The following is a 20,239-nucleotide window of genomic DNA, read 5'->3' as shown; positions in this document are numbered from 1 at the left end:
CCCATCTACTAAGCCATTGCAGAGGCTGCCTTCGCAAAATGTAGCCGCGTAGGCTATTGCAGCTGCATAATGGCAGCCATGGTTTCGAGGCCTTCCCAGAGGTTGCCCAAGCGGATGTTTTCGTTTTCTGCGTGCTGGTTGTTGTCGTAGTTGGCTACGGGCACGGTAAGCGTGGTGGCGCCAATCCTCTTGAACACGTGCAAGGGCAGGCTGCCGCCGGAGGTAGGGAGCTGCACCACCGGCTGGGTGCTGGTGCGCTGCACGGCCGCCACTACGGACCGGGCCACTGGCAAATCCATGGGCGTACGCTCCGCGTTGTAGCCGGTTTGGGGGCTTACCCGCACGAGGCGCGGGTAGCGGGCCCGTTCGGCCGCGGTTGGCTCCTGGCTGGTCACGAAATAGCCCTGGCGCTGAATATGGCGCACTACTTTGGCTACCTGTCGCTCACTGTCGTTGCCCAGCACTAGGCGCAAGTCCAAAGTGGCTTCGGCGGTGGTGGGTATTACGTTGGCAGCCTGGGTGCCTACCTGGGCGCTGCGCAACCCGTTGATATTGAGAGAAGGTTGGTTGATCAGCTCGTTTAAGGACTGCCCGGCACCATTGGCACGCGCGAAACCCAGTTCCTGCTGAATAGTAGCATCTAGGTTTGGTACGCGGCTGAGGGCCTGCTTCTCCAGTGGGGTTAGCGGAATCACGTCATCGTAGAAACCGGCAATGGTCACGCGGCCGGTGGTGTCCTTCATGGAGCCCAGCAGCTGCGCCAGCTCCAGGGCCGGGTTGGGGGCCCAGTTGCCGTAGTGGCCGCTGTGCAAGGGCCGCGTGGCACCGTACACGGTCAGGCCCACATTTACGTCGCCGCGGGCACCGAACACCACTTGCTTCTGCCCCGACTGGTGTACAGGCCCATCACAGATAATCCACAAATCGGAGGCCAGCAGCGCGCGGTGCCCTTCCACAATCTCGCTCAGGTGCGGCGACCCTTTCTCTTCTTCGCCTTCAAAAAAGAACTTGAGGTTTACGCTAGGCCGCTGCCCACTCTGCACGAGAGCCTCATAGCCGGCCAAAATGGCCATAACGCCGGCTTTGTCATCGGAGCTGCTGCGGCCGTAAATGCGCCAGTTTGGGTCGGTTTTCTCGCCGGCCTGCAGCAGTGGGAGAGGCTTCCCACCCTGGCCTAGGCCAGTGCTCATCAGCTGAGGCTTGAAGGGGCTGAGCCCGGCGGCCCACTGCGCCGGGTTCACGGGCTGCCCATCGTAGTGGGCATAGAAAATGAGGGTGCGTTTGGCGCCGGGCGTGCGCACTTCGCCATATACCGCCGGGGGCACACCAGCGGTAGTGGCCGGGAGCAGCTGCGTCTTGATACCGCGTTTCTGCATCATGCCCGCAATAAAGCGGGCCGTCTGGCGCAGGCCGGCACTATCGGCCGCCACATTCGGAATGGTCAGCAGCTGCATAAACTCCGCCAGCAGCGGCTGCTCATGTGCCTCCCGATACTGGCGCACCTTGCGCAGGCTGGAATCGGGGGCACTAAAGCTCAGTAGAGCTAATAGCAGAAGCAGACTGGCTAGGTAAGTCTTTTTCATAGAAGTTTTCGGACGCGAAGGGCTCAGATGCCAGTAAGGTAGGAGGCGTCTTGTAAAAAGCTACTACACAGGCCTAGGGGCAATCAGAGAATGAGCCGAAAAGCACGCTAGGCCACTCCTGATAGCCTGGGCTTGCTGCGTGAGCAAACTTGTTGCATCAAGAGTGGCCTAGCGCTGAGCTTTAGCAACCTCTTAAGTAGATATGTAGCAAGAGGAGGCGGAAAACTATGAATGGCACTTCTAGGCCACTGTGCCGCCGCAGCTGGAGCCGGCGCCGGCGGTGCAGCCGTAGCAGTGCTGGTTCACGACAATGGAGCGCTGCGCCAAAGCTGCCGCATCAAAGTCCCGGATGTGCTGCACGGGGCTGGCCACGTACAAATCCAGCATCTGGTTAAAGTCGCAGTCGTAGAGGCCACCGTCCCAACCCACGGAAATAGTGTTGCGGCACATCACGCCAGCCGCGGCTACGGGGTTGAAGGCATTGACCAGCTTTTCCATGTAGCCCGCGTAGTTGCCGGACTCAATCAAGTAGTCGAGGTAGCGGCTCACGGGAATATTAGTGATGGCAAACAGCTCATTGAACACGATGCCGTGGTCCTTGAGCAGCATGCGCTTGAACTGGTCCTGCAGGCCTTTTTGGCCAGCGGGCATAAATGCGCCGGCGGGGTTATACACCAAGTTAAGCACCAGGCCGCTGCCTTCTTGCCCGTACCCCACGGCATTCAGCATTTTTAGGGCCCGCACGGAGTCCTCGAATACCCCGTCGCCGCGCTGCCGGTCGGTTTTATCGGCCGTGTAGAAGGGCAGGGAGCTGACGACTTCCACGTTGTGCGCCTTGAAGAAGTCGGGCAGGTCGTGATACTTCTTGTTGGCCACGATGATGGTCAGGTTGCAGCGCACCAGCACTTTGCGGCCCAGCAGGCTGATCTGCTCCACAAACCACCGGAAGTCGGGGTTCATTTCCGGCGCGCCGCCCGTTAAATCCACCGTCGCAATATCGGTCTGCGCCAGCGCATCCAGGCAGAACTGCATCGTTTCCCGCGTCATGATTTCCTTGCGGTCGGGGCCAGCATCGACGTGGCAGTGCCGGCACACCTGATTGCACATCTTGCCCACGTTGATCTGCAGTACGGCCGCCGCCACCGGTGTCAGCGGAAACAGGCCCGCGCCCCCCAGCTTCTCATGGAACAGCGGCAGGTGCAGGGTATCGGCCACCTCCCGGCGCAACACCGTCAGCTGAAAAGACGAATCGGCCAGTTGATGTCCGGTAGATTTAAGGGACTTTGTCATGAGCTATGCGAAACGAAAGGCAGCTGGTCGCCATCCGCAGGGTACCAAGATAGATGATAACTTTAGGGTTAGCGGGGGCTGATTCAGTATGAAGCCTACATAACCACAAGCACAACCGGTTTACCTGCTAAGCGGTTCAGCCGATAGGTATCAGGACCGAGTGGCCTAGCCAATCGGCCGGCTTATAAACGGGGGCCAAGCCGGTTGGACAGCTTCTGCAAGAGCAGCTACTGCGGCTCGGGCGCTCCCGACGGGGGCGGGGAGAGCAAAAAGCCGGTGATTTCCCCGGAGTACGTCAGGGTAAGCTGGTGCATGGCCCGGGTGCAGGCCACGTAGAGCATGCTTTTATCTACTTCCGTTTTGTAGGTGCGGGCCGATGCAAAGGGCACAATGACCTCATCAAACTCCAGCCCTTTCGCCAAATGGGCAGTGGTGATGATAACTCCTTCCTTGAAGGTCGTGGACTCCTCCGTGAGCAGCTGCACGCCAGCGGCCTGAATTACCTCATACGCCTCTTCTGCTTGCCGCAGGGTTTTGCAGATGATGCCCAAAGAATGTTTGCCGGAGCTTTGGAAGGTCTTGATAAGCTGCTGAATGGCCTGTAGCTCTTCGCTGCGATTGGAGCAGCGCACCAGGGCCGGCTCCTGCCCGTGCCGTTCCAGCGGAATGATCTGGGGATTGGGCGTAATACGCTGGGCAAAGGCCGTAATCTCTACCGTAGACCGGTAGCTGCGGAAAAGCTTCACCACATCGGCCTGCGGAAATACGCGCTCAATCGTTTCAGCGGAGGAAGAGCTGTACGGGTTAACCGTCTGGCTGACATCGCCCAGAATGGTCTTGCGGCACAGGAATAAGCGCGACAGCACGGCATACTGCACCGGCGTATAATCCTGCATCTCGTCCACCAGCAAGTGCTTGACGTGTTCGTAGGCGCTGATGCCCTCCAGCCGGATGCGCAAGTAGATCAGAGGAAATACATCCGCGTACTCCAGGCGCTGGCGCTGGTCGATCTTCAGCAGCTCGGGCTTACCGATCCAGCGGTAAAAATCCCGGTAGAGGTCCAGCACCTGGTGGTATTTAAACAGGCGGGGAATAGCTTCTCCAATTCGGCCTTTCTCCTGGCCGGTCAGCTTACGGCGGGCCGCGTCCCGCACGTAGGCCTGTACATCCTGCACCACCAGCGCAAAGCGTTTCAGAAGGGGAACCCGGTGGTAGGCCTTGAACTTTTGCTGCAGGAAAGCGCTGGGCACCACGGTCGGACCTACGCGCAGATCGTTGAAAGTGAAGTAGTTATTCTCAATATAAATCAGGTACTGATTCAGCTTGCTCAGGAAGTCAAAGGACGACTTAAACCGGATACGCTCGATGAAACCGGCGTCGTGGTAGTCCAGCAGGGCGGATACCTGCTCAAAGAAGGTTTGGAACTGGTAACGGTTTTCCAGCAAATCGACCGCCAGCTCCTCCATGCCCATCTCGGGAATATGCTCTTCCCCCAGCTCGGGCAGCACATTGGAGATGTAGTCGGCGAAGACCTTGTTGGGGGAAATGATGAGAATGTCTTTGGCCGTGATGGTTTCGCGGAAGCGGTAGAGCAGGAACGCGATGCGGTGCAGGGCAATGGAGGTCTTGCCCGAGCCCGCCACCCCCTGAATGACCATCACCGGGGCCGTCTCGTTGCGGATTACCGCGTTCTGGTCCCGCTGGATGGTCGCGACGATGTTCTTCATCTTATCGTCGGAGGACTTGGCCAGCTCCTGCTGCAGCACGTCGTCGTGAATGTTCACGTCATTTTCGAGCATGAACTCCAGGTGGCCGTCGCGGATCTTGTACTGCCGCTTCAGCTCAATGTCGCCCTGAATCGTGCCGGATGGGGTTTTGTAGAAAGCCTCCCCCAACTCGAAGTCATAGAACATGGAGGAGATAGGGGCCCGCCAATCGTAGATCAGGTTCAGGCGCTGCCTTTCGTCAAAGAAGGAGTGCACCCCAATGTAGATCGGCGTGCTTACCTGGCCCCGGGCAACAAAATCGATGCGGCCAAAGTACGGGGACTGGCCTAGCTTGAGCAGCTTGCGTTTTCTGGACACCGCAGCATCGCCCGTAAAGGCCATGCGGTTAATGGATTGGCCGGCGGCCACCATATCGGCATCGTCCATGCCCGACTGGTGCTCGTGGATGTACTGCTTTTTCTGCCGGAGCTCCTGGGAAAACTGCTTAACGGCGTCATCCACCCGCCGAATGGCCAGCGTTAGTTTCTCCTTGATTTCTTCCAGGTATTCTTTTTCTTCTTGCTGGGTTGCATTCATCACGGGCGGCCGGTAAAAAAGGACCTCAAAGGTGAGGGCAAATTCTGGCCTGGGGAAATGCTGGTCGTATTTAATGTTACCGCCCACTAGGCTTGCGTCGGCACCTTTCGGTGGGCTGCCTTGCATAAGAGAAGCAATGGTCTCTTACTTAGTTTCTGATCTGGATATACCCGGCAGTTAGCCTAGGGCCTTCAAAGCCCAGTCCAGAATGAGCACGCCCACCAGCCCTACCACGGATACTATGGTTTCCATCATAGTCCAGGACCGGAGCGTGTCGCGGGCCGAGAGGTTAAAGTATTCCTTGAACAGCCAGAAACCCGCATCGTTGAAGTGGGAGAGCAGTAAGCTGCCGGCGCCGATGGCCAGCACCATCAGGTTAGGGTTAGCGTGCGAATGGGCGATGGTGGGCAGCATGACGCCCGCGGCCGTGAGACCCGCAATGGTGGCCGAGCCCAGGCATACCCGAATGATGGCGGCAATCAGCCAGCCCAGCATCAAGGGCGGCAGCCCCGTGCCCTGCAGTCCGGCGGCAATCTCCGAGCTGACGCCGCTTTCCACCAGGACCTGCTTGAGGGCTCCGGCCCCGGCAATGATGAGTAGAATCAGGGCGACGTCCTTGACCGAGGCCGCACAAGCCTCCATCACTGATGCATACGTCTTGCCCTGGGCCAGGCCCAGACTCACGCTGGCCACCAGCACGGAAGCCAGCATCGCCACGGCCGGCTCCGCCAGGAAGGTTAACGTGGGTGCCAGCCAGGAGGTAGCTGGCAGCAGCGCCTGCAGGCCTAGCACGAGTACCAGTAGCAGCACCGGCAACAACGACGAGAGGAAGCTGTTCAGGCGGCCGGGCAGGGCACTTTCGGGCAAGGGCTCGACCCGAAATCCGGCCAGAGGCACCGCCACGATATGACGCAGGGTGCGGCCATACACCGGGCCCGCCAGCACAATGGCCGGCACCGCAATGAGCAGCCCGTACGCGAAGGTGAGCCCCAGGTTGGCGTGAAACTGGGCCACCAGGGCAGTAGGCGCGGGATGCGGGGGCAGGAACCCGTGCATAACCGACAGGGCCGCCAGCATGGGCAGGCCTACGTACACGGCGGGCAGCTGGTATTTGTAGACCACCGAAAAGATGAGGGGTATCATCAGCACAAACCCGACGTTGTAGAACAAGGGAATGCCGATGATAAAGCCCGCGGCCATCATCGTCCACTGAATATGGCGGGTGCCGAAGGCCTGAATCAGGGCGACGGCAATCTGCTGGGCCGCCCCGCTCTCGGCCACCAGCTTTCCGAGCATGGCCCCGAGCACAATGACGAGCAGTACTGAGCCCAGCGTATCACCCAGTCCCTTATACATGGCTGCCAGCAACGGGCCCGGGCCCATCCCAAAGGCAAACCCAACCCCCATGGTTACCAGCAGAAACGCCAGAAAAGCATGCACTTTCGCCCAGCTAATCAGCCCAATCAGCACCAGAATGGCCGCCAGCAGTATGAGTATCGTCATCGAATGCGGGGCTAACAACTACACCTTGGAAACAGATTGGTCACCCTTCCGCAGGTAAGCCAGCGCCCGCCGCACCAGGTTGGGCGGAGTGTCGTCAATGGGCAACCGTAGGCCATAGGCGGGGCGCTCCAGGGTAGCAAATTGAGAACCCAGCAGGGCGGAGCCCATGTAGTGGCCCTCCCGATTGGTAAGTCGCTGGCGCACGAGCTCCTCGGAGCCATCCAGAAACACCCAGCTTATGGGACCCGCCGCCATCAGTTGTTGCCGGTAGCTTTCCTTCAAGGCCGAGCAGGCCAGCACGGCGCCTCCCTGTTGGGTCCACTCCCGGATGCCGGCGGCCAACGCGGTCAACCACCCCCGGCGGTCGTCGTCGGTGAGAGGGATGTTGCGGCTCATTTTGGCAATGTTAGCGGGCGAGTGGAAGTCGTCAGCATCATGGAAGGGCAACCGAAGCTCCTGGGCCAGCAGCGCGCCCACGGTAGATTTACCCGACCCCGAAACACCCATAACGATAATGACCTGGTAGGTTGACGGCATACGAAAGGAGGGAGTAGCAAATGAATAATGTTGGGCGGGCTTACTGCGTTACAGCATCAGCGCCTGAACCGTAACCGCGCTTGCGGGATACGTAACTGGTGGGCTCAGAGGCTAGACTTCCCCGCTGGCACAAGCTACCTGCCCGGAACTGCCGGAACCGAGGTTTGTTTCGGAGGACGAGACGGCTGCCAGCCGTAGCCTCTTTCAGTACCGGAAACTGCTTATGCCCTGCTCCCGCCCGCTTGATTTAGTATATGTATACCCGATCAGGTATAAGTTCAGGATTATCTTGTATATTTATACCCGAACGGGTATTAAATAGATAACTCTGGGTTCTGCACCCTAACCGGATGGAGCGTATGCCGTCTTCCTTAGCTGCTTTCGTTAAGCACCGGCGCAAGCTGCTGCAGCTGTCTCAACCCGACCTAGCTGCCAAAGCGGGAGTGGGCCTGCGTTTCGTGCGGGAGCTGGAGCAGGGCAAAGCTACTCTGCGCCTGGATAAGGTTAATCTGGTGCTGCGCCTGTTTGGTCACGAGCTTGCGCCCGCTCCGCTGGACCGCACCCGGTTACTGGAGACGCAGCCATGAGAAAAGCCGAAGTACACCAGCATGGGCTGCTGGCCGGGCACCTGACTCAGGACGAGCAGGGATACACCTTTGTCTACGCCCCGGCCTACCTAGCCGCGACGGCCGCCGAACCGGTTAGCCTGACGCTTCCGCTGAGGGCTGCCCCCTACGTGGAGCGCGTGCTGTTTCCCTTTTTTGACGGGCTTATTCCTGAAGGGTGGCTGCTGGAAGTCGCGGAGAAAAACTGGAAGCTCCACGCCCGCGACCGGATGGGCTTGCTTCTGGCCTGCTGCCGGGACTGCATCGGCGCAGTCAGCATTCACCCTCTGGAAACCGACGCATGAACCGCTGCCTGTTTTGCTACCAGCCCCTACCCGCGGGGGCAGACTATCACCCGGCATGCAGTCGCCGGCTGTACGGCAAGCCCATGCCGCCAGCCTTTCCTTATACCGAAGGGGAGATGCGGGCCCTGGCGGAGGCCGTGGTGCGCCAGCACATCACCGTGACGGGCGTGCAGCCCAAGCTATCGCTGGCCCTGGCTCCGGCGGGACCCGCCGGGCAGCCCTCGCGCCTGACCATCGTCGGCGCGCTGAGCGGCGACTACATTCTAAAGCCCCCGACGCCTCACTACCCGTACCTGCCGGAAGTGGAGGATTTGACGATGCACCTGGCGGCGCTGGCCCGGCTGCCCACTGTGCCCCACGGCCTACTACGTCTGCAGGATGGAGCCCTGGCCTACGTAACCCGGCGCATCGACCGGGTGAAAGGGCGGAAGCTGGCCATGGAGGACATGTGTCAGCTGACCGAGCGCCTGACGGAAAACAAGTACGACGGCTCCCACGAGCAGGTAGCCAAGGCTTTGCTGAAGTATTCGGCCAATCCCGGGCTGGACGTGGTCAACTACTACGAGCTAGTACTCTTCAGCTTTCTGACGGGCAATGCCGATATGCACCTGAAAAATTTCTCGCTGCTGCAGACGCCTGGCCAGGGCTACGGCCTGGCTCCGGCCTACGACCTGGTGGCCACGGCCCTAGTCAACCCGGCGGACACCGAGGAGCTAGCCCTGACGCTCAACGGCAAAAAGAAGCGCCTGCGGCAGGCGGATTTCCGGCAGGCCGCCGGGCGCGCCGGCGTGGAGGAGAAAGTCATGACGGGGATCTTCGCACGCTTCGCGAAGGTGCGGCTCACCTGGCACAAGTTCATTGACCAAAGCTTTTTGCCGGTGCCCCTGCGGGAACAGTTTCACACGCTGGTCGAGCAGCGATTCGCGCAGCTGGCGTTGGAAGATGAGTGAAGGGGGCGGCGCCAGGGGCTTACCGAAAGAGGAGCCGTAAGACAGTCGATTCAGGAAAACCAGGAAATGGTGCCCAGTCTAGGCGGGACGGCGTGGGACAGGAAACGTAAACTTAGTACCGATAATGCTCAATTGTCGGTACTAAGTTTACATCAAAAAACCGGCTTTTTGGCCGGATTTCCAACCTCGCTTTTTGCCGGTCGGATTTGCCCGGCTAGAGCCCGAGCTCCTTGGCCGAGTTGTGCTGGCGCACATTGTCGAGTCGGGTGTAGCGCCGGATCATCGCACTCGTCTTGTGCTTGGTCTGGTTCATCACCTTGGAGTCGTCGGCACCGTTGAGCTTGGACACCGTGACGAAGGAAGCCCGCAGCGAGTGCGCCGTGTACTGTGGACCCAGGTACTGTTGCACGATCAGGTTGGTGTACTTGGTCGTCATGCGCCGGGTCGTCACCTGGTTGTTACGCCGCATCGATACAAACACCGGACCTTCCGTGCGACCCAGCATCCGCAGCCAAGCCTGCAGCGACCGGATCGGACACAGCGCCGAATCCGGCGAATAGAAAATGGCTTTCTCCTCGGCTTGCCCCAGCTGGTTGGTTTTGCTGTGGGGCAGCGTTACCACCAGGCCGTCCTCGTCAAAGGCCAGGTCTTCGATGTTGAGCGCTTCGAGCTCTGAGCGGCGGAACGCGCCGGTGAAGCCGAGCAGCAGCAAGGCCCGGTTGCGCAAACCCGCGGGCACCGTGACATCGATGCTCTTGATGGTGCGCTTGAACGAATCGAGGGAAAACGCGGGCGCCTGCTTTTGGCGGGTCTTGATTTCGCGGGCAATGCCGCGCAACAGCACCTTGAGTTTCTTGTCGGCCGTGGGCGACTCCACGCCCGCCAGCTCGTGGGCCTTGGCAATGGCGGCGCCGTGCCGCTCGATGGTCGCGTACTTCTTGCCCGCGTCCGCGAGCTCGGTTAAGAATCCGACCAGTGCTTCTACCGAAGCCGGCAGCGCGGCGAGCTGGTGCAATGCACACCAAGTAGTGAAGCGCTTCCAGTCGCCGGCGTAGGCGCGCACCGTGTTGGGCGCCCCGCGCAGGCCGGACTCGACGTAGCGGTGGGTGGATTCCACCAGGTGGGCGGGCACCTGGGCGGCGGCCGGAGACTGAACGACGGGGAGCAGATTCTCAGTAGCCATATATATAAGGAGTAGCGCGCCGAAAAACGGAGTGAAATACGAATTTACGCTAAGGACCGATAAGAGAACCCTATCAGACCTTACACCCAGCTTTAGATAGGTTTTGTTAAGGAAAACTTATCGAATAGGCAATTCAGAGTTGCAGGGGCTACTTACTACCGAAGTTGATTTAAGCGCGTTGTCAGACTAACCCTACAGTGGAAATTATAAGCTTTAAATTAGCAAGAATGACGGTACATAAAACAGAATACAAATAAAATTATGTGTTATGTTAATTATAATTCAATCTGGCAAATAAGCTTTTTCCTTTAGAGGTAAGTTCTAAAATATTCGTGTTTTCTCTTTCTTTAAAAGAAGCTAAATCCAGTATCAGTAGTTGATCTAAAAACATATCAAGCAACAAACTAATCTCACTCGGATCAGTTATTGAAAATTTTTGAAGTTCAGATTTTATATTTCTATAAAAATAATTCTTTGAAACACCATGTAATAATGCACTTGCATTGCTCTTATAAAGTTCCAATCCATTCACTACATAGTTGCCCTTAATATTGTTTTTATAAGTAGTCAAAGTGTAATTGAAATTATTAAGTATATTTTGTGACTCATTAAGCTCCTTATTACCCTCCTGACTTAAAAGCTTCGATTGTAACACACTGTTTTCTCTGCTAAGCCTCGATATTTCCTCTGCAACAAGTGGACTAGCTGCTTCATTACCGCGTATCCAACCCATGCGAGGTTTAATCGTCATTAGAGTAGACAAGGAATGAGATACTTGTAAAGCCAAATTATCAGTAGTGGTCCAAAAATTAACTAACTTTTTGTTAAACCTAGATTTAAATAAAGTAAGCCTCTTTTTTTCTCTGCCTGAATCTATGAAATCGTTATTCCACGTTTTTACCGAGTCATCAAGCATGAATGCTATGCACGGAACGCCCTGTTCTAATGCGTAGCTATATTCTTTCTCTGTAAATCCGACTCCATCGTCATCAATTGATCCATAGCGGCGTGCAATAATCAACAGATAGTAGTCGGAATTATTTATGTGTCGTTTGATAACTTCCCATTGACTATCATCGGCTGCGTCAAACATTTCCATGCCTACAGGCAAGTGCCCCATACGGAGAACATTTTTGACAACTGCTTCACGTTGCTCTATTAAGTCTTTGTAAGTAGAGCTAATAAATATTTGATATTTTTTGTCCATTTTCAAGTTAGGGCTAAAGTCTTTCCTGCAGGGTAAGTAGAACAAAAAAGGTGACAGATAACGTGACACGATAGCCTCCTTCTAACCCCTTAAGCCGGTTTAACTTAACGAATAGGATTAGTGATGATTGACATTTTGTAGTCATCCAGACATAAAGTTGGTACCAGCGATACACGCTTATTTTTCCACCTCTTGTTATCTTAAACTTTCCTCTTTTGTGTTGCTTTAACTGTCGTTAAGCATTTAAGAGCTAAAGAGCTAATCAATTCTCGTAATATCAAGTCCCTCGGCCATAACTCTATCAATTAAGATGATTGGAAATCTTCTATCATCCATATTTAGCCCAAGAGTAAAATTTTGAGATATTTTAGCTGAATTAGCTATAGTTTCATACAATAAAAAGTTGCTAGTAATCACTCTTTTTTTAAGTTGTGTCCCATAATGTTTTTCAGGTAAATTATATTCATCACATATCGATAGCATACCATTAATTAATTTATCCCAATCATTCTGATGAGATTTAAGGTTGAAGGTAAACCCGTCTTTGTTAGCCGCTATACTTTGAAAGTGGCTTCCTAAAGTTATATCACAAGGATCCCCAAAGTCAGGAAATCCGCACCACCACTTTTGGTTATAGTAGCCCATAAATTTAGACTTATTTCCTTTCATATTTATTCCTATATCCAATTGCATTAAGTTAGATACAGGATAATCATTGCCTGAGGTTTTATATAAATCAAATATTGGCCACTTTGAAAGCAATGCTAGTTGTTTTGAAGTTGAGCTAGCGCTTGTATTACTCAGTGATTTTACAGGTGTATTAAAGGGTGAGATATCAGTAATTTTAGCTTGAATAATAGAAGCAACGGAATATTTACGACCACTACTAATATCATGAGCAGTATTAATGATAAGCAAATCACCTATTTCTACTTTAGCGCTGAATGGATTTTTGTTGTAATCAAGGGTAGGGTCAGGACATTTTGCCAATGGCACTTTATCAATCCAACCCAAAGAAACCTTGTATTTTTCTCGATAACTATTAAATCGTGGCGCTCTCTTATTCAGTATTTCTTCTAAACCGCTTATAAATTTTTGGCTTATTAATATTGATAGTGCTTCAAGTTCTCCATAATTCTTTTTTGCTTGATAAAGTGTACTTATTAAGCAGTCTATTTCTTGCGTTATGCTAATCTGCATCTTGAAAAATATGAAGGGTGCAAAGAATGATATTTTTTTATCCTTATTCCTTTTTATGTGCATAGTGTTACATAAAATAATATTATTAACTAGGTTGATTTGTTCAACAATCGCAAATGCCAGTTCTTCGAAAGGTACAGGCAAAGAAGGGTACAAAGCTCCATTAGGCTCAAGAGTCCTACTACTATGTGGTGGAGTGCAGTTTGAGAAAGTTTGCCAAGCCTCTGCCGAAGACCGTTTAGAGCTTTCCTTACCTCCTACCGCAGTGCGGGTCAGGGTCGAATTGGGGCTGGCGTCCAAACCTCTCCGCTGCCGAGCGTACATCCATCGTCGCCGAAACGCTTTACAAAGAGCAGCAACTTGGCGTCAGTGAGATTGCCCAGCGTCTATAAATCTCCAGAGTCACGCTCTACAAGTAGCATTAAGTATGAAAGAGCAGCCCTTATAAAGCATCTGCTTCCCTAATCATTCTACATTAGAAAATACAATATCTTTCCTCGTATTGTATTGCATAAATCAGAGCAAGTAAAGTTAGTAATGGCACACTCCTAGTTAACCCAAGCCCATACGGTACTTAATGTCATAGTTGATTATATAATCTAACTGTTTGTCATCAAGGCCATAATGTTGCGCTATAATCTGGTCTATCTCATCCAAAATGGGTTTCGCTTGATTCACCCGGTACTCGTCCTGCTCCACCCAACCAGATTTACCATCGGTACTAACCCGCACGGCAGTATCCTCCAGGCGTTTCTCATAGCGTTTAGCTAATTTGGTCAGCGTGTCGGCCGAAGGCCCGGACAGCAACGAAGTGCTAATAGGAAATGCCGCCAGTTCCCTCTTGGTAAGGTGTCGGCAGTTGGAAACTACCCGCCAGTACCAGTAGAACAGGGTGGAACTATACAAAGCCACCAGTACCGGCATTGCGTCGGCACTTACGGCCATCGTAAGTTCCGTGGAAGACGACGTATCACCCCGCGACGAATTGAAGTAAGAAGGAGTGCTTTTGACCAGACGCCAGTAACGCCCGCCCGCGTTGCGGTAGTAGATATTCTTCAGTTTGCCGGTTATCTGCAATAGGGCCAGTGGTGTTGCCTTAACCGTCGAAATCTGCTTCAGAATTGCCGCCTCAATGGCAGTTGAAATCTTCGGTAAAACCTCAGCTACACGCTGGTTTTTTGGTATTTCTACATACTGGATGTTCTCAAACAGGTAGGGACGCTCATCTTCCGGGGAGGTTTGCCAGTGCCGCATACCCGTGATGTGCAGCTGCTTTTTGATCAGCTTTTTAGCGGCCACCTGAATGCACAATTGTTGGTCCACCCCATCGAAGAGCTTACCTGGCCGCTCATCGTAAAGGCTGACCCACAACCCGTCGAAACGAGTCGTCATTAATTTCATTAGCGGTTCCATGCGCGGGGTGCAGCAGCTTGCGCTTGGGATGATGAAGGCGAAGCGTCCCCGCTCGTTCAGCAACAGGTCCGCCCGCTCACTAACCACAGCATAGAGATTGCCGCAGGATTCAGTAGCGAAACCTTGGAGCTTATAGGGCACCAGCCGCGGCGTGATTTCCACGTATGGCGGATTTCCAATGATTATGTCAAAACCTTTGCGGTCGTTGATTATATCGTAGAACTCCGCAAACCAGTGGAACGGCTGGTACTGTTCGGAAAACTGATCGAACGTGACGGTGTGGTTTTGTTTATGCAGCAAGCCGTTCAGCCGCGTATTCAGCAGCAGCAGGTCATGTTCAAGGGCAGTTTTTGCCGCCTGGAAAGCACCGTGGGGCGCATCTCCATCCATGAGCTGCAATTCTTTGTAGTTGGTAAAGCTATCTGCTACTACGTCACATTGTGCCTCGATGCCAGGCTTTGCTTGCTGCCCGTCGAAGTCATACATAAGCCCCTTTTCCAATTCCTTTTCCGTGGCGAAGCCCACGAGGGTATTGCCAGTACGAATATTGAAATCAATGTCGGGCAGCGGTTCGAGGCCAAGATTGGGGTGGTCGTAGTCGGGCTCACCCAACGTGGCCATGAGTTGCAGAAACAGCCTTAGCTTGGCAATTTCAACGGCCTCGTGCATAATATCAACCCCATAGAGGTTGTGCAGGATAATGCTTTTTGTGATGAAGTACTGTCGATTGGGGTGGGCGTCAATCTGTGCCCGTACCGTCTGCATTTCCTCAAAGCGTGCTCGGCGCACGGGCGTTGTGTTCGGGTCCTCCAGGTCCGGCAGGAAAGCTGCCATCCGGTCCAAGCACGCCTCGTACAGCGGCTCCAAAATGTTTAGGGCCGCGAATAGGAACGCACCCGAGCCACAGGTAGGGTCGAGAACCGAGAGCGTCCGCAGTGAAGCGTAGCACTGCCATACCCACTCCGAATCTTCGGAATTACGAATAGCATCTTGCGCGAACTGCCGAATGTTAAGATTCAGCGTTACCAGCTCGTTGATGGAAGTAACCTTGCCCTGCGTAAGCTGCTCGGCAACGGTTTCGCCAAATTTCAGCCGGCCCAGGGTTTCGCGCCATATTTCCGTTGGGAGGGCATATTCCGCTGGCGTTTTTTGATTCCATTGCGCCGGTCTGGCCGTAACATCTTTCCGCGCAGCGGCCACTCTGGCGGGAATCGGAAGGTCGATGCCTTGCCACGCCGATTCATAGACGTAGCGTATCGGCTCATCCCGCAACAGGTGCCACACGGCCGGAGCGTGTGATACCTGTTGCTCAATGCGGTCAAACAGGGCCGGGATGATGGTATTTTGGGCGATGTACTCTGTTATATCTTCTTTGGTGTAGTAAGCGCCCATCTTCGCCCGCTCGTTGATGTACCGCTCGAAAATGTAGCCGATAACGTCGGGGTTAATCTCCTTGCCCGTGGCTTCGCTACGGGTATCTAGGTGCCATTCCCAGCCCGAGAAGAAGGCCAACAAAGGAGCAAATGCCTCATCGGGAATATGCAGCATTTCGTTACCAGCTTCGAGCTGATGCACCTCAAAAAGTCCGCCGTTCAGGTAGGGCACCCGGCCAATGAGCTTCTGCAAAGCCGGGTTGTGCGGCGTAGGGCCATTAAATCCCTGGTCGAACAGCACCCGAAGGAAACTTTGATAAAAGGAATGGAATTTGCCTTTTCCTACCTTTTGCTGGCATTCAGCCAATTTGTCTTCCAGGTAGTTACGGTTATCATCCAGGTAGCCTTGTGCCTGAATGAAGTAGATAAACATCAAGCGGTTAAGCATGATGGAGGTGTACCACTGCCGTTCGGAAACGTCCTCGATGCCGGTGATGAACGTCTGAAATGCTTTGTGCTGCCGGCTAAATTCCGTGTAAAACTTCTTGGTGACTTTCTCCGCGTGAGCCGTGAAACGGCGGCGTACCCGTTCGCGCACATCGACCAGGTTCAACGCATCTTCCTCATCCAGCGAGAAGGCTAGGCCGAGCACCCGCTGATAGAGTGCCCGAGGCGTCTGGTGATGGTGGTAATCAAATTCCAGTGCCACAATCGGCTTGCCGGGCTCCCGGCTCACGAGCTGCCAGATTTGCCGGGACTTGTCGGCCGGCGCGAAGATGAGCAGGTGTTCCGCATAGCGTTTGCTCAGCTGAAGGTCAAGACGGCGGCGCACGTCAGCTGAAGGCAGGGCCGAGCAGACGAGCACAACAAAGCCCCGCTTTTCAACTACGGCCCGGTATGGATAGGGCGTAGTGTCGTTGGGCAGGTACAAGGTTTCGGGCTTAGCGCCTGAAATGTTGTCCCAGCCCAAATCCAGAAATAGTTCTTTGTAGCGACGGGCACGAATTTGGTCCGCGAATACGGCCTCTGTAGGGTAATAATCAGGCATGAGCAAACAAGTAGAGCAAGAAATAAAGCGGACTTAGGAGTTATACTAAGCCCATTGAGCATAAAATCTGAGGTTCACGTCGGCTGAAACCGATGCCCTCGTCGGTAACAATGCCAAGTAGGCCTTCTTCGTAAAGCGCCATCACGAACTGCGCTACCTGCGCGTCGGCCGGCGACGTTTTAAGCAACCGGTTCAACCCGTCGCGGGCACTTTCGCGCAGGGGGAAGCGGTAGAGTTCTTCAATGGCTTTTTTTAGCGTTTCCGAGTTAAATAGCGGTAGCATCTTAACCGCGTCGTGGTGGCGCATCAAGATATGATAGGTACGATAGCGGGCACTCGTTTTTGGCCCCAATTGGCCCCCCACACTGTTCTCTGAATCATGCGCGAAGACTAGCGCCTTGGCTACCAGCTCGTGATGTTTGGCGTACTTTTCCTTCAACGGCGTTTCCACCGTACAGGCAGCGGCGCGTAAAATGGTGAATTGGGATTGGGTAATAACTTCCCCTTTCCGGTCCACCCACACTAGCATATCGTTATCGTTGGCTGTGCGGGCATAAAGCAGCACCCCTGGCAGCATCCCATCGGGAGAGTGCTTGGCGCGGGTAGTGTGCGATACCGGAGCCAGGTCTGGAATGATTTTATGTAGCTTCGGGTCCGCGTCCGAGGCGTTTTTCCAGATTTGCCAAGCATAGGAGGCCAAATCGACCTCCCCATCTGGTTCCTGGTTGTAGAGGTCGGACCGCTCGTTGTAGAGGTTGCGAATCAGGCCCGCCGTAATATCTTCTTCCATAAACACCTCGTCGGTGCCTACTACTTCGGCGTTTTCTTCCAAGCGTTGAGTTAGGCGGGTTCGGAGCTGAATAATTTGCTCAATCCCATCCTCCGGCAAAAAGGAGTAGCAGAAGATGTTTTTGGCCTGCTGGCCAATACGGTCCACTCGGCCGGCCCGCTGAATGAGGCGGATGATGGCCCAGGGCAAATCATAGTTGACAATAATGTGCGAATCTTGCAGGTTCTGCCCCTCGCTGAGTACATCGGTGCTCACCAGGACGCGCAACTCGTGCTCCGTCCCAGCTACATTTTCTTGCTTGTTGCTCACTGGGCTAAAGCGCCGGGCATAATTGGTCGGGTCATCGTCGGAGCCCGTCACGCCGGCCAATTGCTTCACCTTGCGCCGCTTCAGCTCATCAGCCAAGTAGCAAGCCGTATCGGCAAATTGCGTAAACACCAGAATTTTTTTCTTCGGGTGGGTCGACTGGCACAGCTTTTCCAGGGCGTTGAGCTTGCGGTCCTGAGCCGGGTCCCAGTCGATGGCCAGAGCCAGCACCTTTTGCAGCGCCACTGCATCAGCCAGCAACTCTTTGCGTAAGGCTTTTGTGAAATAATCGCTCTTTATCCAGCGGAAGCGTTTTTTCAGCGGCCCCGCGAAGTGCGTGTAAATGGACTCAGCCCGTTCGCGGTACTGTTTGGCGGTAAGGTTCCAGGCTAGCTTGTTATCAGCTGTTTCTTCTCCCTCTTGTTCTTCAGTGGTGGAAAATAGTTCTTCCGGGTCCTCATCCTCCAGCCAGCTATCCAGCATTTGCGCGTCCTGCTGGCCTATGGGCAACGGCAGGTTGTTTTCGATGGCGTGAACGAACACATAGTTTCGCAGAACGTGCCTACTGAGCGACAGCAGGAATGCTTGCCCGCTACTCTCCAGCCGCTTGAATAAGTTGGTTCGGCAGAAGCCTTTGAGTCGCTTGCCGGCTCGCGATAGGTTGTCGAGCACTTGGGCATCGTGCTTTTCCTGTTCGGTCTTGGGGGTTGGGCGAGGTTGCTTTTCGTATTGGCCGAGGCCATAGCGCGGAAGGCCTAGCGCGTTTAGCGCGTCCACTACGGGGGTAGAATACAGTCTGGCATACTGGTCCTTTTCATCATCCGGGGCAAACCCGTATTCCACTTTCCGGGCCACACGGTCCGGAAAGTAAGAGCGAGTACCGTCTTTAAAAGTTAGAAAGCGTCGCTTGTTGTCGGGGTCAATGGTAGCGTAATGCTCCTTGATGAAGCTTCGCGTCCGGCGCACCATAAACAGGCGCAGCAGTTCTTGCCAGTCATCGGCATATTGACTGTTATCGAACGCGGCCAACGTCCGGGGCGAGTATTGATATTGGGCAGCAAACTCAATCGGCCCCCCTAGTGACCGGATGAAGTGCTCTGGAGCCATGCCCAGGTCCAAGTCATCGGGGATGAACAGCCGTAGTTGGTTGGAAATATCGGCGTAAGCCTTGTTATAGGGGGTGGCGGAAAGCAGAATCACCTTGCTTTCCATTTGACGTAGATACTCCCGGATTGCCCGATATCGCTTGCCTTCGCGGTTACGCAAGTTGTGGCTTTCGTCGATGACTACAAGGCGGAAGCGGCGCAGCTTTTCCAGCTCGTTTTGCACGGTCGTAATGGCTAGCACCTGCGCATTCAACTCATATTCCTTCACGTAGCCCTGCCACATTCCCACAAGGTTTTTGGGGCAGATGATAAGGGTGGCTAGCGTATCACGTAGCTCAAAAAGCTTGACTAATGCCGCCGCCGTGATGGTTTTGCCTAGCCCTACTACGTCGCCAATCAGGACGCCGCCCCGCTTGTCCAGATGCCGCGCAGCCATCAGCACCGCGCTTTTTTGAAACTCCAAGAGGTCCTCATCAAAAGGCGATGGCACCTGAAACCCGGCTACCCCGGCGCGGGCATCCGAAGCTAGGTGATAGGCCATTTTCAGGTAGATGTGGTAGGGCAGCTTGTCCCGTACCCAGCTATCATCTAGCACCTGAATCAATTCTTCGGTAATGTCCACGCAAAAACGGTCCTTCCATCGGTCATCAAACCATTTGGACAGCTTCTTGGTCGCATCGTCGTCTACTACATCAAGGTTCAACTCCCCCTGCTGAGCGAGGCCCGAGAGAGTGAGGTTACTACTGCCCAGATAGCCAGTGATGGGATTGTTGAAGTCATCTCGGAAGAGTAGGTATAGCTTGGCGTGTAGCGTGTGCCGTAAGTAAAGCTTCACTACTACTTTCTTGTCGCGAAGCTGCTGCTGAAGCTGGCGTAAATGCTTTTCATCCTCCGCTGTAGGCACACCTAAGGTGAGCTGCTGACGGAAATTCTGTGCGAGCTTCTTGCGAATTTCTGATGCCCGTCGGTTATCAATCTCATCATCTTCGCCAGGGGAATAATAATCCCGAATCAAGTTCTCAGGAGGTTGCTGCATCCCCACCAAAAGGCGGCAGCGATTATTATCTGCCCCGCTCCATGTTTCCATATAATCTGCTACTCGGCGCCAACCCCGCAGGTTGAAGTAGCCGACGCAGAAGTCACAACGGAAAGAAACCTTGAGGGTGGCACGCAATGCTTCATCTAAAGGAGAGGTTATATTATCAAATATGCGGGGCATATAGAGCTTTAGGCAGAGTGGGAGCCAATTTAAAGAGGCAAGCTAACCAATGTTTCACTTGCTGCTACTGAAATTCAAATCCAGTCCGACAGTAGTAGGCTAAACGTATGTTACTCCAATTGCTCTCTGATACTAGAGCTGCACAAGTTCAGCAGCTCGCTGGCGTGGGTCTATTAGTACACCTCGATGCCGCGGGCATGTAATAAAGGTCCGCCATGCCCTGCTGATGGCCTTTAACTTGGATTAAAGTATAAAAGCATTCACCCCTTAAAACAGGAATCGGGGGTAAAAATTAAAAAAGGCTACTCATGATACCGT

The 20,239-nt window shown here is 54.1% G+C and carries 13 protein-coding genes; 3 read left to right on the top strand and 10 right to left on the bottom strand.

Translation table 11 applies throughout. From position 1 onward, the window contains the following. Positions 1-53: 53 nt before the first annotated feature. The 5 genes from CFT68_RS20935 to CFT68_RS20915 form a co-directional block, all read right to left on the bottom strand. Complete coding sequence (locus tag CFT68_RS20935) at positions 54-1,583, bottom strand: M20/M25/M40 family metallo-hydrolase (protein ID WP_088845639.1); 1,530 nt, start codon at positions 1,581-1,583, stop codon at positions 54-56. Positions 1,584-1,823: 240 nt separating this feature from the next. Continuing rightward, positions 1,824-2,873 (bottom strand): arsenosugar biosynthesis radical SAM (seleno)protein ArsS, encoded by a 1,050-nt coding sequence (arsS, locus tag CFT68_RS20930; RefSeq protein WP_088845638.1) that lies wholly within the window; start codon positions 2,871-2,873, stop codon positions 1,824-1,826. A gap of 227 nt (positions 2,874-3,100) precedes the next feature. Next, entirely contained in the window at positions 3,101-5,302 is a 2,202-nt protein-coding gene (locus CFT68_RS20925) for a HelD family protein (RefSeq protein WP_245815468.1), read from the bottom strand. A 51-nt stretch (positions 5,303-5,353) separates the two neighbouring features. Further along, on the bottom strand, positions 5,354-6,679 hold the full coding sequence (locus tag CFT68_RS20920; protein ID WP_088845637.1) for a gluconate:H+ symporter: 1,326 nt from the start codon (positions 6,677-6,679) through the stop codon (positions 5,354-5,356). A gap of 18 nt (positions 6,680-6,697) precedes the next feature. After that, entirely contained in the window at positions 6,698-7,216 is a 519-nt protein-coding gene (locus tag CFT68_RS20915; protein WP_088845636.1) for a gluconokinase, read from the bottom strand. Between the two features lie 359 nt (positions 7,217-7,575). Here CFT68_RS20915 and CFT68_RS20910 point away from each other — a divergent pair, with 359 nt between their 5' ends. The 3 genes from CFT68_RS20910 to CFT68_RS20900 all read left to right on the top strand — a co-directional run bounded on the left by CFT68_RS20910 (position 7,576) and on the right by CFT68_RS20900 (position 9,076). Further along, a complete protein-coding gene (locus CFT68_RS20910) occupies positions 7,576-7,803 on the top strand; it encodes a helix-turn-helix transcriptional regulator (RefSeq protein WP_088845712.1) in 228 nt (75 codons plus the stop codon). Then, entirely contained in the window at positions 7,800-8,126 is a 327-nt protein-coding gene (locus tag CFT68_RS20905) for a HipA N-terminal domain-containing protein (RefSeq protein ID WP_088845635.1), read from the top strand. Before CFT68_RS20910 ends, CFT68_RS20905 begins: the two co-directional genes overlap by 4 nt. 83 nt (positions 8,127-8,209) lie before the next feature. Continuing rightward, positions 8,210-9,076 carry a HipA domain-containing protein gene (locus CFT68_RS20900; protein WP_317044130.1) on the top strand — a complete coding sequence of 289 codons (867 nt, stop codon included), beginning with the start codon at positions 8,210-8,212 and terminating at the stop codon, positions 9,074-9,076. Between the two features lie 214 nt (positions 9,077-9,290). On the opposite strand, the gene CFT68_RS20895 is transcribed toward CFT68_RS20900, so the two are convergent. The 5 genes from CFT68_RS20895 to CFT68_RS20870 form a co-directional block, all read right to left on the bottom strand. Next, complete coding sequence (locus CFT68_RS20895; RefSeq protein ID WP_088845601.1) at positions 9,291-10,259, bottom strand: tyrosine-type recombinase/integrase; 969 nt, start codon at positions 10,257-10,259, stop codon at positions 9,291-9,293. A gap of 271 nt (positions 10,260-10,530) precedes the next feature. Beyond that, a complete protein-coding gene (locus CFT68_RS20890; RefSeq protein WP_088845633.1) occupies positions 10,531-11,466 on the bottom strand; it encodes a DUF4062 domain-containing protein in 936 nt (311 codons plus the stop codon). A gap of 258 nt (positions 11,467-11,724) precedes the next feature. Then, on the bottom strand, positions 11,725-12,966 hold the full coding sequence (locus tag CFT68_RS21680) for a hypothetical protein (RefSeq protein WP_141106666.1): 1,242 nt from the start codon (positions 12,964-12,966) through the stop codon (positions 11,725-11,727). 252 nt (positions 12,967-13,218) lie between these two features. Next, positions 13,219-16,500, bottom strand: coding sequence for an Eco57I restriction-modification methylase domain-containing protein (locus CFT68_RS20875; RefSeq protein WP_088845630.1), 3,282 nt, complete (start codon positions 16,498-16,500; stop codon positions 13,219-13,221). A gap of 40 nt (positions 16,501-16,540) precedes the next feature. Next, positions 16,541-19,921, bottom strand: a complete 3,381-nt coding sequence (locus CFT68_RS20870) for a helicase-related protein (protein ID WP_088845629.1) — start codon at positions 19,919-19,921, stop codon at positions 16,541-16,543. Between the last annotated feature and the right edge of the window lie 318 nt (positions 19,922-20,239).

It is taken from the genome of Hymenobacter gelipurpurascens (assembly GCF_900187375.1).
GTDB lineage: Bacteria > Bacteroidota > Bacteroidia > Cytophagales > Hymenobacteraceae > Hymenobacter > Hymenobacter gelipurpurascens.
This window is presented reverse-complemented; position numbering and strand designations above follow the sequence as displayed.

Coding starts and splice junctions, on each gene's coding strand:
- CFT68_RS20875 (WP_088845630.1), bottom strand. CDS start 16,500: ATGCCTGATTATTACCCTACAGAGGCCGTATTCGCGGACCAAATTCGT.
- CFT68_RS20895 (WP_088845601.1), bottom strand. CDS start 10,259: ATGGCTACTGAGAATCTGCTCCCCGTCGTTCAGTCTCCGGCCGCCGCC.
- CFT68_RS20925 (WP_245815468.1), bottom strand. CDS start 5,302: ATGCAAGGCAGCCCACCGAAAGGTGCCGACGCAAGCCTAGTGGGCGGT.
- CFT68_RS20915 (WP_088845636.1), bottom strand. CDS start 7,216: ATGCCGTCAACCTACCAGGTCATTATCGTTATGGGTGTTTCGGGGTCG.
- CFT68_RS20870 (WP_088845629.1), bottom strand. CDS start 19,921: ATGCCCCGCATATTTGATAATATAACCTCTCCTTTAGATGAAGCATTG.
- CFT68_RS20935 (WP_088845639.1), bottom strand. CDS start 1,583: ATGAAAAAGACTTACCTAGCCAGTCTGCTTCTGCTATTAGCTCTACTG.
- CFT68_RS20905 (WP_088845635.1), top strand. CDS start 7,800: ATGAGAAAAGCCGAAGTACACCAGCATGGGCTGCTGGCCGGGCACCTG.
- arsS (WP_088845638.1), bottom strand. CDS start 2,873: ATGACAAAGTCCCTTAAATCTACCGGACATCAACTGGCCGATTCGTCT.
- CFT68_RS20920 (WP_088845637.1), bottom strand. CDS start 6,679: ATGACGATACTCATACTGCTGGCGGCCATTCTGGTGCTGATTGGGCTG.
- CFT68_RS20900 (WP_317044130.1), top strand. CDS start 8,210: ATGCCGCCAGCCTTTCCTTATACCGAAGGGGAGATGCGGGCCCTGGCG.
- CFT68_RS20910 (WP_088845712.1), top strand. CDS start 7,576: ATGCCGTCTTCCTTAGCTGCTTTCGTTAAGCACCGGCGCAAGCTGCTG.
- CFT68_RS20890 (WP_088845633.1), bottom strand. CDS start 11,466: ATGGACAAAAAATATCAAATATTTATTAGCTCTACTTACAAAGACTTA.